10 protein-coding genes are annotated in these 13,467 nt (G+C 67.7%); 1 reads left to right on the forward strand and 9 read right to left on the reverse strand.

Annotation, left to right across the window (positions count from 1 at the left end):
* Position 1 precedes the first annotated feature (1 nt).
* The 5 genes from ID810_RS07905 to ID810_RS07925 all read right to left on the reverse strand — a co-directional run bounded on the left by ID810_RS07905 (position 2) and on the right by ID810_RS07925 (position 6,213).
* On the reverse strand, positions 2 to 895 hold the full coding sequence (locus ID810_RS07905; protein ID WP_166856872.1) for a carbohydrate ABC transporter permease: 894 nt from the start codon (positions 893 to 895) through the stop codon (positions 2 to 4).
* Positions 896 to 909: 14 nt separating this feature from the next.
* On the reverse strand, positions 910 to 1,833 hold the full coding sequence (locus ID810_RS07910; RefSeq protein ID WP_166856870.1) for a carbohydrate ABC transporter permease: 924 nt from the start codon (positions 1,831 to 1,833) through the stop codon (positions 910 to 912).
* A 36-nt stretch (positions 1,834 to 1,869) separates the two neighbouring features.
* The gene (locus ID810_RS07915) at positions 1,870 to 3,153 is read right to left on the reverse strand and encodes an extracellular solute-binding protein (protein ID WP_166856868.1); all 1,284 of its coding nucleotides are present in this window, start codon (positions 3,151 to 3,153) and stop codon (positions 1,870 to 1,872) included.
* Positions 3,154 to 3,332: 179 nt separating this feature from the next.
* Positions 3,333 to 4,526, reverse strand: coding sequence for an ROK family transcriptional regulator (locus tag ID810_RS07920; RefSeq protein ID WP_166856866.1), 1,194 nt, complete (start codon positions 4,524 to 4,526; stop codon positions 3,333 to 3,335).
* 205 nt (positions 4,527 to 4,731) lie between these two features.
* Entirely contained in the window at positions 4,732 to 6,213 is a 1,482-nt protein-coding gene (locus ID810_RS07925; RefSeq protein WP_166856864.1) for a sulfatase-like hydrolase/transferase, read from the reverse strand.
* 40 nt (positions 6,214 to 6,253) lie between these two features.
* Between ID810_RS07925 and ID810_RS07930 the strand changes: the two genes are divergently transcribed.
* Positions 6,254 to 7,276 (forward strand): LacI family DNA-binding transcriptional regulator, encoded by a 1,023-nt coding sequence (locus ID810_RS07930; protein ID WP_268916217.1) that lies wholly within the window; start codon positions 6,254 to 6,256, stop codon positions 7,274 to 7,276.
* Positions 7,277 to 7,350: 74 nt separating this feature from the next.
* On the opposite strand, the gene ID810_RS07935 is transcribed toward ID810_RS07930, so the two are convergent.
* The 4 genes from ID810_RS07935 to ID810_RS07950 all read right to left on the reverse strand — a co-directional run bounded on the left by ID810_RS07935 (position 7,351) and on the right by ID810_RS07950 (position 13,461).
* On the reverse strand, positions 7,351 to 8,721 hold the full coding sequence (locus ID810_RS07935; RefSeq protein ID WP_166856860.1) for an MFS transporter: 1,371 nt from the start codon (positions 8,719 to 8,721) through the stop codon (positions 7,351 to 7,353).
* Positions 8,722 to 8,903: 182 nt separating this feature from the next.
* Positions 8,904 to 9,689, reverse strand: coding sequence for a sulfite exporter TauE/SafE family protein (locus tag ID810_RS07940; protein WP_166856858.1), 786 nt, complete (start codon positions 9,687 to 9,689; stop codon positions 8,904 to 8,906).
* The gene (locus tag ID810_RS07945) at positions 9,686 to 11,026 is read right to left on the reverse strand and encodes an anaerobic sulfatase maturase (RefSeq protein WP_166856856.1); all 1,341 of its coding nucleotides are present in this window, start codon (positions 11,024 to 11,026) and stop codon (positions 9,686 to 9,688) included. The genes ID810_RS07940 and ID810_RS07945 overlap by 4 nt, the downstream gene beginning before the upstream one ends.
* Before the next feature lie 143 nt (positions 11,027 to 11,169).
* Positions 11,170 to 13,461 (reverse strand): ATP-dependent DNA helicase RecG, encoded by a 2,292-nt coding sequence (locus ID810_RS07950; RefSeq protein ID WP_166856917.1) that lies wholly within the window; start codon positions 13,459 to 13,461, stop codon positions 11,170 to 11,172.
* Positions 13,462 to 13,467: the final 6 nt, after the last annotated feature.

The raw sequence follows: 13,467 nt of genomic DNA on the forward strand, positions 1-13,467 counted from the left end.
TCTACTGCTTGACCGCCCCGGCGGACACGCCGTCGGTGAAGAAGCGCTGGCCGTAGAGGAAGATCACGATGATCGGGATCGTCATCATGAGGATTGCCGCCATGAGGAGGTTCCACTGTGTGGAGTTCTCCTGGTAGAAGACAGCCAGCCCCAGCTGGAGGGTCCTCATGTTGTTGCTCTTGACCGTCACCAGCGGCCACAGGAAGTCGTTCCAGGCGCTCTGGAAGGCCAGGACCGTGACCACTGCGACAGCCGGAAGCGCAAGCGGGGTGTAGATCTGGGCGAAGATTCGCAGCTCTCCGGCTCCGTCCACCCGGGCAGACTGCCCCAGCTCCTCCGGCAGGTCGACGTAGAACTGCCGCATGAGGAAGATCCCCAGGGCGGAGGCGGCGTGGGGAAGGATCATGATGAGGTAGCCGTCCAGCATCCCCGCACCGCCCTGGCCCAGCCAGTCGTTACCCCCTGCGAGGGGGACGTGGGTGAAGAGAGTGAACAGGGGCACCATCATGACCTCCGGAGGCACCACGAGCAGCGCGATGAGACCGAAGAGGATGTACTTCTTACCCCGCACCGGCATCTTGGCCAGGGCGTAGCCGGCCATGCAGGACAGCACCACTTGGCTCACTGTCGAGGCCAGTGTCACCAGCATGGAATTGACAAAGAAAAGCCCGAAGTCAGAGGCCTGAATCGCCTCGGCGAAGTTGCCCCAGGCCAGGCGGCTGGGCACTGTCCCGGTGGTGGGCTCGCCCATGGGTGTCAGGGCCACCAAGAGCAGGTTGAGCATCGGAATGAGGTACAGGGCCGTGACGACCAGTGCAGCCAGGTGCAGCAGGAGGCTGCGTGTGGCCCGGCGTCGTGAGCGCCGTCTGGGGGTAGGGCGGGCGAGAGCGGTCATCGTCGTCTCCATTCTCAGCGTCCTGATGCTTCGTGCACGCTGCGGCGCGCCTTGAGGTGCTCGGCAACGCGCAGCGGCAGCCCGAAGGCGGCCACGAAGAGGAACAGCAGCACCGAGACGGCACAGGCCCGTCCAATATTGAGGTCGGAGAAAGCCGACTTGTAAATCTCGTACACCACCGAGCGCGTGGCGTTCTCCGGACCTCCCTGAGTCATGACGTAGGCCTGGGTGAACATCTGCAGTCCCCCCATGAACCAGGTGACCGCGACGAAAAGGAGGGAGTTCCTCATCTGCGGAATAGTGACATGGATAAGCCTGCGCAGCGCACCGGCGCCGTCGATCTGGGCGGCCTCAAGCAGCTCGGGAGGAATCGCCTTGAGACCCGCCAGAAGGATGATCATGAAGTAACCGAAGTTGCGCCATAACGACATCGCCATGATGGAGGGCATCGCGAGGCTGGTCTCGGTCAGGAAGTTGACTCGCGGACCGCCCAGGTACTGGATGACAGCGTTGAGAGGGCCGTTGAAGGGGTCGTAGAGGAAGCTCCACAGCAGCGCAACGGTGACGTAGGACATCGCCTGGGGGAGGTAGACCGTGGTGCGCATCAACGAGTTGCCGACCAGACGCTGGTTGAACAGCATCGCGACCAGGAAGGTGACGACGATACCGATAGCAACCTGGCCGACGGCGAAGACAAGGGTGTTGACGGTGACCTTCCCGAACACAGGGTCGGTGAGCACCTCGGTGTAGTTGGCGAGCCCAACGAACCGGGGAGGGGACAGCAGGTCGTAGCGGGTAAAGGACAGGAAGAAGGCCATGACCAGCGGGACGACGGTCATCGCTGTGATGACAATGAGAGCGGGGGCGGCCAGGAGGCGGCCGGCCCGGCTGCGCTGCCGGTCGAGCGACGAGACTGTCGACCGCTCACCGCTGCGCATAGCCCGAGCTGTGGACGCGGTAGCAGACACCAGGCCTCATCCCTGGAAGGCGTTGAGCTTGTCGTTGATCGCCTGAGCCGTCTCGTCGACCGTGGCGGACCCGCGCACGGCAGACTGCAGCAGCTCATTGATGTCCTGACCGAAGCTCATCATGCCCGGGTGCGGCTCCTGGGACCTGGCGTACTGGGCGATCTCCATGAACTCCTTGCCTTCCTCGCCTAGCCACTCCTCCTGGCCCAGGTCCTCGCGGACCGGCAGGGTCCCGGTGAGGTGGTCCCACTGGGACATGTGGGGGGCCTCGGTGAGGAAGCGGATGAAGCGGAAGGCCCCTTCGGGGTTCTTCGACGCCTTGGCCACGGCAAGCTTGTTGATCCATGCTCCGCCAGCCGGTGTGGAGCCGGAGGGCCCGGTCAGGGGCGTTCCGATGGCGAGCTTGTCCACGACGTCGGGGGCGTTGTTCCTCGCATCGGTGATGTCGGCCATCGAGCCGCTGAAGCAGATCGCGCTCTGCCCGGCCACCACTGGACGCTGGGCGCTGGCCTCCATGACGAAGTGGTAGTCGGACAAGCCCGTGTCGAAGCAGTCGACGAGGAACTGCAGAGCCTCCTTAGCCTGAGGGCTGTCAAAGTTCGCAGTGCCGTCCTCCTTCCAGTAGGTCGCGCCGTTGGAGAACATGAGGACCGCGAAGGCCTGCTGAAGCCCGATGGACTTGTCCAGGCCGAACCAGATCGGGGACTCGCACACCCCAGCATCGCGCACCTTGGTGGCAACCTCACGCAGCTCGGCCCAGGTGGTCGGCAGCCTGGTGGGGTCTGCACCCGCCTTCTCCAACAGGTCAGTGCGGTAGACGACGGTGCGCACGTCGGTACCGATCGGGATCGAGTACTGGGTGGCGTCCCACACTCCGTCGGCAAGCATGTCAGGGTAGATGGCCTCCTTGCTCTCCAGCGTGGACATATAGCCATCCAGGGGCAGCAGCACGCCCTTGGCAGCCAGCGGCGCAGTCCAGATGGCCCCCAGGAGGAGCACGTCAGCGATCTGGCCCGAGGCAGCCGCGGTGGTGACCTTCTGGAAGGCAGAGCCCCAGTCGGAGTTCTGGACCTCGACATCCACGCCTGTCTCCTTCTTGAAGGCGGGGAGCACCGTGTCTGAGAGGTAGGCGTTGAGCTCCTGGCTGCCTCCCAGGACCATGAAGCTCAGGGAGTCGGTGTCACCACCGCCAGACCCGGACCTCGATCCGCAGGCAGACAGCAACGGGACGCTGAGGGCACCCAGGCCGGCACCAGCAAGCAGGTGACGACGAGAAACGGTGTGGGGCATAAGGACTCCTTTGTCGAGATCGAGTCGCCCTTGACTCGATCGTTCGTTCCATATTGTAACCAAAAGATCGAGGTTTGGCCACACCTACCCACACCACGACCCGACCACACCCGAGAGAAGCAGGCAGGCCCCTCCCAGAAGTTGCGCAGAACCACGCCCCCATGAGTGGGTGATATGCCTCAGCTCGCCTGGTCGGTCAGCCGCGCGAGTACCCCAACATCCGCGCCAATCATCGAGGCCCCAACCAGCGAGGCGTCATCACCCAGCTCACCCACCGAGATGCTCAAGGACCCACAGTCCTGGTGAGCACGCACGCGCCGTCCGACCTCCTCGACGAAGTCCGGGCCGAGATACACCGGCCAGCCACCAATCGTCATACGACTGGGGCGCGCCAGCAGCGCGATCATCACCACCGCACGTGCCAGGTCGTCGGCCAGGGCGGCCAGCACCCCTGCCGCGCGGCGGTCACCATCAGCTGCCACAGCGGCGACCTGGCGGCAGTAGTCCTCCATGTAGCGCGGATCCTGGCTGGGACTCACCCTCAGGTCCTCAGTACGCCTCATCAACGCGGTAAATCCAAGTACCGAGTCCACGCAACCGTTCCACCCGCAGGTCTCACACAGCGGCCCGGAGGGGTCAAGCGGGATGTGGCCGACCGGCAGGCTGCTCTCCCGGGGAGGCAGGCTCGTGTCCCATCCCCCTGGGCACCCGGCCCCGAGACCGATGCCGCACTGCAGGTGCACCAGCTCCGACCTGTCAGGCAGCTGGTCACCTTGTTGCCCGGCCTGGTAGCTGAGGTACTCAAAACTCGCCTGGGCGGCACAGCGGGACACGTCCAGCACCCGCAGCGGCACCCCCGGCAGGTAGGGCGCCAGCAGTCGGGCGACATCGACGTCCTTCCAGCCCAGGTAGAGGGAGGCGGCGATGCCTTGCCCGTCATCGGTGGCCGCCCCTCCCACCGAGACCCCCACACCCACCACGTGGTGAGGACAGTCCCGCCGCAGGGCCTGGATACGCTGTCCGACCTCAGACAGGACCTGCACGGGATCGGTCCCCGGGACCATGCGCCCCTCCCAGCGTCCCAGCTCGACGCCAGACAGGTCGCGCAGGAGGACCGCGCACCTATCGATCCGTAGCTCGACGCCCACGCTCGCCAGCACTCCGGCCCTCATCCGCAGACCGGTGGCCGGCCGCCCCCCGGCACTCGTGCCTTGCGCCGGGACCTCACTGACCAGGTCCTGGCTGACCAGCTCCTGGACGATCCGCGTGATCGAGGCCTTCGTCAGCCCTGAGCGTCTGCCCAACTCAGGACGGGTAATCGGACTGCAACGCTGAATCAGGCCCAGGACAAGAACCTGGTTGTGCTCGCGCATCTCCCTATGCCGCAACGCCTCGGGCATCCTCGCGATCCCTCCTCGATAACCTCCCCCGCCACAGGCCAGGGCCGCGCCGCCACAGCGCACGGACGGCGGTGATCACCGCCACGGCCAGGAGCAGCGCGACGACAAGATAACTCAGGGCCGAGGCGCGCGCCCGTTGGGACGGCGGTCTGCCGGCGCCGCGCCCACCGGCAGTCGCTTAACCCACCATTTTGTCCACACCGTCCATCGACTTCTCCCCCAGCACGTAGGTGCGGGCATCGTCATAGCCGTCGCGCGGCGGGTGTACCTGTCCACGCCCGCGCACCTCACGGTGGTAAGCCCGTTCAGTGGCAGTCTCGTGGTCGCGGAACCACTCGTGCAGCTCGTCAGACAGCTCACGGACCACAGCCGCGCGGGAGGGCAGGTCTGCCAGGTTCTCCCGCTCCAGTGGATCGGCGTCGAGGTCGTAGAACTCGCGCGGCCCGTCGTAGCGGTCGACGAACTTGTAGGCCCCCTTGCGGATCATGCGGCCGCCACCGTACTCGTCGTAGACCACGACGGGCTCCTCCGCCTCGGCCTCGCCCCGCAGCAGAGCGGCCACAGAGCCCGCGCCGCGCAGCGGATCCGGTTCGACACTGATCCCCGCCAGCTCACAGAGCGTGTCGAAGAAGCTGCAGGCGGACACGCACTGCTCCACCACTCGCGTCTTGTCCTGCCCCGGCAGAGAGATGACACAGGGCACGCGCACCGAGTTCTCCCAGAAGTTCAACGGGAATGTCCCGTTGCCCTTGCCCCACAGGCCGTGATGACCACAGCTGAAGCCGTTGTCCGCCATGTAGATGATGACGGTGCTCTCAGCCAGGCCGTGCTCCTCGAGCGAGTCGAGCAGCGAGCGCACGGCCCGGTCCACCCCGGTCAGTGAGGCTGCGTAGCCCCGCAGGCTTGGAACTGGGTCCGCGAAGGCCGCAGCGAAGTCGTCGTAGGTCTTGGTCCAGGGGTGAGGCTCCTCCCGGGGCACGGAGGGGAAGTCCGTGTCCGCGTACAGGTCGGTCAGCTCGGCCGGATGGTTGTTGAGCCATGGAGAGTGCGGGGCGGTGAAGCTGACCTGGAGGTAGAAGGGTGGGCGGGCGCCGTCGGCACCGGTGCGTGAGGCGATCTGGGCAATCATCTGGCACGCTTCCTCGGCGATCGCATCGGTGAAGTAGCGGGGCTCCTCGGCCTCCTGCCCGTCGGACGTCCAGATGGGAGCGTTGTAGTAGGGGCCACCACCGTAGCGGTGGGCGTACCACAGGTCGAAGCCGGGTGCAGGGTGCTGCGAGGTTCCCACGTGCCACTTGCCGGACATGGCGGTGACATAGCCGGCCTCGTGCAGGACCTCCGGAAGGGTCGCCATCCCCTCTAAGAAGGTCTCCTCACGGTCGTCGGGGTGGCGGCCACCCACCAACCAGTCGTGGACCCCGTGCGCGGACGGCATGTAACCGGTCATGAGGGACGCACGCGCCGGGGAGCACACGGGTGAGGCGCAGTAGTAGTTCTCAAAGACCGTGGCGTGCTCGGCGATCTCATCGAGGGTGGGGGTGATGAGCTCGGGCCAGTAACGGCTGGTTGCCCAGGGCCCCTGGTCGTCGGTGAGCACGAAGAGGAAGGACAGCGGAGTCGTGCTCGTCTGGTTGTTCTCGTTGTTCTCGGTCGTGGACATGTTGGTGGCTCCGGGGTGGGTCTCAAGTATCGCGGTTACGATGGCGACAAACGAAGAGGTGGAAAGGTCGGGCGTGGCACGGGCGACGAGAGCAGACGTGGCCAAGGCGGCAGGAGTGTCGGTTGCGACGGTCTCGCACGTCATGAATGGCCGGGCCGAGGAGCTTGGCTTTTCGCCGGACACTGCGCAGCGAGTCCGGCGGGCCGCCAAGGCAGTCGGTTACATCCCCAGAGCTGCGGCCAGGGCATTCCGGTACCAGTCGAGCAAGGTCATCGCCTTGTTCTTCCCGGACCTGCCGGTGTCCCTGCGGCTGCCTGTGTTCAATGAGGTCCTGACCGGGTGCATCGACGCGGCCCGGGCCCGGGGGCACTTCATCCTGCCGGTACCGATCTCCGCCAATCCCTACGAGGTGGTGGAGGAGACTTTGCGCGAGGTGGAGCTCGCGGGGGCCGTGTGCCGTGCCGACCCGTCGATGGAGCCTGCCGGGGAGCTCCTCAGCCGCTCGGAGGTACCCACGGCCTGGATCAACACCGGCGGTGAGGCCGTGCCCGGGCCTGGGTGCGCCAGCCTGGGGATCGACGAGGCCCGCGGAGTGCGTGACATGCTTGACCGAATTGACACCGACAGCGTGGCACGCCCAGTCGTGCTTCTGGGACCGGGCAGGCGGTCTGACCGTGTCAGGCCCTTCCTGGAGCGGTTCCCCCAGGCGCAGATCCTCACCGCGCAGGGATGGTTGTCCGACGACGCCCGTCTGAGCGCGAATGCCGCCGTGGAGCAGGGTGCCGACCTGTTCTTCACCGGCAACGACCAACTCGGCGTCGGGGTGCTCGAGGTCCTCCACGAGCGCGGCAGGAACGTTCCGGGTGACGTTCAGGTCTTCAGCTTCGGGGACGTCGAGAGCGGGCCTGCTGCGCTGCTGGGCCTGTCCTCCGTGAAGTGGCCTGTGAACGAACTGGGGGCACTGGCCGCGGCAGCCGTTATCGAGGGAGGATCCGCGCCCAGCCCCTTGGTGACCACGCTGCCGACCTGCGCAAACCTGCGCAGTACGACACGCCTGAGGTAGTGCCGGCGGCGAACCGGTCGAGTTCGCGCACCGGAACTGGTGGGGACCCGACCGGTTGCCACACAGCATGATGCTCAGCGCTCCGCGTGAGCGACGGCAGGCTCCTGTGCGCTGACCGACTCCAGATGGTCCGAGGTATTCGCCAGCCAGGGATTGGCCAGAACCAGAAGGAACATGAGCAGATAGACCAGCCCGAAGGGGGCAATGGCGTAGTAGCCGTACGTGGCGACCAGGACAGGGATGAGGAACACCACGGTGGCGGACATGACGCGCGCCATCGCCTGTGTGAAGCCCGCGCCGAAGCCTCGTAGCTCAGTGGGGTAGGCCTCCACCGACCAGACGACGGAGAGCATGCCCGGCCCGAGGTAGGTGGTGAAGCTCCACACGATGAAGGCCCCGAAGAGGAGGATCTGCGAGACCCCACCGAACAGCCCGAGCACGGCTGCAGCCGCGGTGAGAACGGCAGAGGTTGCCAGCCCCAGAGCACGCCGGTTGACCTTGTCGATGAGTGCGGCCCCGACCAACAGGGCGACGGCGGCCACCGAGTTGGCGGCAAGGGTGACCAACAGGTTGTTGGATTCGGGAATGCCGGCCTCCGCAAAGATGATCGGCCCCATGAAGGACACGACTGGTCCGGCAGTCGAGTTGAGCATGAAGAAGGCCGTGCACACGATGACACGACGGCGGGCCTCGCCGTGGAAGAGGGAGCGGTACTCGCGGTTGGTCTTCTTGGGCTTGGCCTCAGTGATCTCTTCCGAGAGTCCCAGCGCGTGGATGATGGCCCAGGCCTTGTCCTCCTGTCCGTTTTGGATGAGCCAGCGGGGGGACTCGGGCAGACGGCGGCGCAGCATGAGCACGATGAAGGCGGGGATGGCGGCGAAGAGGAACATGCCTCTCCAGATCCACTCCTGGTGGGCCTCCGGGACGACGGCGTAGAGCACCAGCGCCAGTAGCACGGAGAAGATCGCGCCAAGCACGAGCATGATGTTGAGCAGCGAGCCGGTGATACGTCCGCGCCGCGCCTTCGGGGCGATCTCCGCCAGGAACGCCGCCGAGGTCGACAGGTCCATTCCGATGGCCACGCCGATGAGGAAGCGCATGACCCACAGCATCCACACCTGGGTGATGAGGGCGGCTCCGATAGCGGTGAGGATGAAGACCCACAGGTTGAAGGCGAAGACGCGCTTGCGTCCGATCCGGTCTGACAGGTCTCCGAAGACGACCAGGCCGAGGGCCGTGCCGATGAAGGAGATGGCCACCAGCAGACCCTTGTCCGCAGCGGTCAGGGTGAAGTCCTTGGTGAGGAAGACCATCGCGACACCGATGACGGTGAGGTCGTAGCCATCGATGAACTCGCCGAAGGCGATGAGGGTCGAGGAGTGCTTCTTGATGAACCTGGCACGCTGAGGATCGATCTCGTACGCGCCGATATCTGTGCTGGACATGGCTCTCGCTTTCATGAGGGTCCACGCGTCATCGCGTGCCCACAAGCACATTATCACGCGATAATCGCCGATGTCTCGAGTCTGAGGACAGTTGAGGACAGTGTCAGCACAGGCAGGCCCCGCGCCTCAGCGCGCACCGAGGCGACGAGGCGCGCATCGCGGGTCGCGCACAGCAGGCCGCCTCACCGCAGCGCCCGGACGGCGGTGAGCACCGCCACGGCCAGGAGCAGCGCGACGAAAAGATAGCTCAGGGTCGAGGCGCGTGCCCGTTGCGACAGCGGTCCGCCCGCCGCTCCACCCGCTGCCGAGGCCGCGGTGAAGGCCAGCGTTAGGGCCCAGTCGATCTCCACCATCCCCGTCATCCGCTGGGCCAGCGCCGCCAGCGCCGCGATCACCATGACCACCAGGGAGGTTCCCGAGGCACGGCGGATGTCGAGGCCGAGAACCAGGGTCAGCATCGGGACGACGGCGAATCCCCCACCCACGCCGAAGAAGCCGGTCAACAGCCCGGTCACGGTGGCCGCCACCGCCACCAGCCACCAGGAGCGCCGTGGGGCGCCGGCCGCCGTCGTCGTCCCCCCTGCTCCGTCCGGGGCCGGGTGGTAGGTCCGCCGCGTCCGCCACGCCATGACCGCGGCGACGACGACGAGCAGGACCGAGAAGGCGATCATCAGGGCCTGGCCCTCGACCAGGGCGTTGAGCCAGGAGCCCCCGACAGCACCGACGGTCGACAACAGACCGACGACGATGCCTTCGCGCCATCTGACCTGCTGCCGCCGTGCACGCGAGGGCAGCGAGACCAGGGCGGTCACCATGACGATGACAAGCGATTCGCTGGCCGCAGCGTGCGGTGACTGCCCCAGCAGGTAGACCAGGATCGGGACCGACAGGATCCCTCCGCCTGCCCCCAGTGCCCCCACCACCACACCGACACATGCCCCGATAAGCAGGGCGGTTACGATGGTCATCGGTCTGCTCTTTCCTCGCGGACGGCCACACCGGGCGGCCCGGCTGGGCGCATCCGCTCACGCGTGTCCGGGTCCATGATCTCAGCAGGTGCACGGCCGGCATGCACCAACCGGGCCATCGCCAGCAGGTCGGGCAGGATGTGGGAGTAGAAGTGGCCATAGCCCTGGCACAGGTAGTTCTGCCCCTCCTCGCCGTCGGATGAGCGCATGAAGCGGTCCTTGGGGCAGCCGCCGTTGCACAGCCCCAGCACCGGGCACCGACGGCACTGCGCGGTCAGCTCTACCCGCTTCTTGCGCGAGAAGCGGTGCATCACCGTCGTGTCTGCCAGCTCGGCGAAGGAGTTGTCCATGATGTTGCCCAGGCGCCAATCCGGCTCCACCCAGTGGTCGCAGGCGTAGACATCGCCGTTGAACTCCATGGCGAGGTTGACGCCGCACTCGGGGGCATGGACGCACACCGGGTAGATGCCGAAGAGGGCGGACAGCGCCGCGTCGAAGTCCTGGACGAAGACGCGCCCGACGTCGTGGCGGGCCCACTCGTCAAAGACCGTGGTGAGGAAACGGCCGTAGGCCTGGGGGCTGACGCTTCGCGAGGTCACGGCGTCTCCGCTCTGGGTGTAGAGCAGGCGTGCGCCCTGAGCCGAGCGCCAGCCGGCCTCGGCCGCGGGCAGATCAGCGCGCTCGACGCGCTCGACGATCGGGATGAACTGGATGTAGCAGGCGCCGAGCTCGTCACGCAGGTAGCGGTAGACCTCCAGGGGGTGATCCTGGTTCGCGGCGTTGACCGTGCACAGCACGTTGGTGCGCACCCCCGCCTCGTACAGGTGCCGGTAGCCGCGCACCACCATCGAGTGGGTGCCGCGACCACCACGGTTGACCCTGTAGGCGTCATGAAGCGGGGCCGGCCCGTCGATTGACACCCCCACCAGGACGTCATGCTCGGCGAGAAAGGCCGCCCACTCCTTGTCGATGAGGGTGGCATTGGTCTGCAGTGCGTGGCGGACCTGCTGGGTGGGGCGGCGGTAGGTCTCGCACATCTGAAGTGCCTTGCGGAAGAAGGGGATACCACGAAGGGTCGGCTCCCCGCCCTGCCACAGCACCGTCACCTCACCATCGGGGCCGGCGGCGAGCAGCTCGCGGATGTACGCCCGTGCCGTCTCCTCGCTCATGAGCTGGCGAGGCACGTCGTAGAGCAGCTCCTTGGACAGGAAGAAGCAGTACTGGCAGTCCAGGTTGCAGGCGGCTCCCGTGGGCTTGGTGACCACGGACAGGGGCAGGCGCGGCCGGTTCACCGGCCCCTCGCCTACGTGGTCCTCAGGGCTGTCAGTACGTGCCACGTTCTTCCTTCACGTGAGCGGCTCCAGGACGTGGGCCTGTCCCCGGCAACCTCGTCGAGAGCCTTCACCATATACCCGCCCCGCTCCTGCCCAGGGCGCGGGTGCGGGGCCCTGGCTCATGTCGTGTCCAGGTGAGCGCCCGCTCAGGCGCGCTCGAGGTAGGCCTGGGACTCCTCGTCAAGGCGCTCGGTGATGGCGGCGGCGAGGTCCGGATGGTGCTCCAGGCCCGGGTCCCGGGCGATGACGGCCTGCACCTCACCCCGCGCCTGCTCGATGACGCGGGCATCGCGGGTCACGCGCAGCAGGTCCAGGTCGCTGCGGCGCCCCGACTGGGCGGCACCGAGCACATTGCCCTCGCTGCGCAGCTCCAGGTCCGCCTCGGCCAGCGCGAAGCCGTCCAGGGTCTCGGCGAAGGCCTTGAGACGGTGGTAGGCAGGCGAGCCGACCTCACAACCGGCGACCGCCACGCACAGGGAGGGGCGGTCCCCGCGCCCGACGCGCCCGCGCAGCTGGTGCAGCTGGGACAGGCCGAATCGGTCGGCGTCGAGGATGACCATCATCGTCGCCCCCGGCACGTCCACACCGACCTCGACGACGGTCGTGGCCACGAGCACGGGCGTGCGCCCGGAGGCGAAGTCCTCCATCGCCGCGGTCTTCTCCGCCGGGCTCATGCGGCCCGTGAGCGTGCCGACGCCGACCCCCTCCAGTGCGGGCTCGGCGGCCAGGCGCTCGGCCCACTCGGTAACGGCCGCCAGTGGGCGCGCCGGGCTGGGATCCTCCCCCAGCGCAGAGACCAGGTCCTCCAGCCCGGCGGTATCCGGCTCATCGGCGCCGACGCCGAGCGAGCCGTGGGCGAGGTCCGTGAGCTCCTCGTCGGTGACGTCGATGCGTGGGCAGACGACGTACACGCGCCCGCCTGTGGCCACCTCCCGGGCGGCGCGGCGCCAGATGCCCTCAACCCAGGGCTCGCGCTCCCAGGGCACGAGGTGGGTGGCAACCGGGCTGCGCCCGCCAGGGGTCTCGTCGAGAACGGCGGTGTCCAGGTCCCCGAAGACGGTCATGGCGATGGTGCGCGGGATGGGGGTGGCCGTCATGACGAGCAGGTGGGGTGTGCGGCGCTCCTGGGACCCGGGCAGGGCCTGTGGGTCCGTCACTCCCCCGCGCTCGCGCAGAGCGTCGCGCTGAGCGACGCCGAAGCGGTGCTGCTCGTCGACGACGACGAGCCCCAGGAAGGGCAGTTGGACGCTCTCATTGAGCAGGGCGTGCGTGCCCACGAGGATGGAGGGCTCCCCGCCCGCGAGCGCGGCCAGGACCTCGCGGCGCCGTGGTGCCGGTGTGGAGCCGGTCAGCAGGTGCACCCGGGTCGCGCGCACGGCGCCGTCGAGCATGCCGCCACGTGCGAGCGGCCCGAGCAGGTGCTCGAGCGAGGCCCGGTGCTGGGCGGCCAGGACCTCGGTGGGGGCGAGCAGGGCCGCCTGCCCTCCGGCGCCGACCACCTGGAGCATGGCGCGCAGGGCGACGAGGGTCTTGCCGCTGCCGACATCGCCCTGCAACAGGCGCTGCATGGGCACGGTGGAGTCGAGCGCGGTGGCGATCTCCTCACCGACGCGCACCTGCCCGGCCGTGAGCCGGAAAGGCAGGGCGGCGTCCAGGTCCGCGCGCAGGGACTGAGGGCCCGGCAGCGACCAGGCGACGGCGGCGTGGGTGGACTCGTGCTCGACGCGGCGGCGGGCCAGGGCGGCCTGCAGGACGAAGGCCTCCTCGTAGCGCAGGCGCCTGCGCGCAGCACGCCACTGCTCCTCGTCCTGGGGGCAGTGGATCCACCGCCAGGCGGTGAGGGCGTCGACCAGACGGTGGGCGGCGCGCACCTCGGCGGGCAGGGGCTCGGGCACGTCCTCGTCACCGAGCTGGTCCACAACGGTGCGCATGGCGATGGCCAGTTTCCAGGAGGGCAGGGCGTCGGTGCCCGGGTAGATGGGCAGGGGCCGGGCAAGGAGCGCCTCGCGCTCGTCCTCACTGAGGTCGTCGAGGACCTGGAAGCGGGGGCTGGCGAGCTGCCTGCGACCGCGACGCAGGCCCACCTTGCCCGACAGCAGGACCGTGGTGCCGGGGGCGAGCTGCTTGGCGTAGTGGCTCATGAGGCCGGCACCGCCGAAGAGAACGATATCCATCGTGCTCGCGCCGTCGGTGACGGTGGCCTCCATGAGGGCGGCCGGGCGCCCGCCGCGGGTGCGCCGGGAGGTCGAGCGCAGGACCTGCGCCTGGACGGTGGCATGCTCCCCCTCGACGAGTTGAGCCAGCTCGGTGAGCTCTCCCCAGGTGTCGTAGCGCCGCGGCAGGAGGTGCAGGAGGTCTCCGACGGTCAGAAGGCCCTGACGGATGAGCTCGTCGGCAGTCTTCTTGCCCAGGACCTTGCTGAGCGGCTGGGAGAGCAGGGGGAC

This window comes from Actinomyces respiraculi, assembly GCF_014595995.2.
GTDB classification, from domain to species: Bacteria; Actinomycetota; Actinomycetes; order Actinomycetales; family Actinomycetaceae; genus Actinomyces; species Actinomyces respiraculi.

What these genes read in the sequence shown, in the direction of transcription:
- ID810_RS07905 (WP_166856872.1), bottom strand. Translation starts at nt 895, where the DNA reads ATGACCGCTCTCGCCCGCCCTACCCCCAGACGGCGCTCACGACGCCGG.
- ID810_RS07935 (WP_166856860.1), bottom strand. Translation starts at nt 8,721, where the DNA reads ATGTCCAGCACAGATATCGGCGCGTACGAGATCGATCCTCAGCGTGCC.
- ID810_RS07940 (WP_166856858.1), bottom strand. Translation starts at nt 9,689, where the DNA reads ATGACCATCGTAACCGCCCTGCTTATCGGGGCATGTGTCGGTGTGGTG.
- ID810_RS07920 (WP_166856866.1), bottom strand. Translation starts at nt 4,526, where the DNA reads ATGCGCGAGCACAACCAGGTTCTTGTCCTGGGCCTGATTCAGCGTTGC.
- ID810_RS07915 (WP_166856868.1), bottom strand. Translation starts at nt 3,153, where the DNA reads ATGCCCCACACCGTTTCTCGTCGTCACCTGCTTGCTGGTGCCGGCCTG.
- ID810_RS07925 (WP_166856864.1), bottom strand. Translation starts at nt 6,213, where the DNA reads ATGTCCACGACCGAGAACAACGAGAACAACCAGACGAGCACGACTCCG.
- ID810_RS07910 (WP_166856870.1), bottom strand. Translation starts at nt 1,833, where the DNA reads ATGCGCAGCGGTGAGCGGTCGACAGTCTCGTCGCTCGACCGGCAGCGC.
- ID810_RS07930 (WP_268916217.1), top strand. Translation starts at nt 6,254, where the DNA reads ATGGCGACAAACGAAGAGGTGGAAAGGTCGGGCGTGGCACGGGCGACG.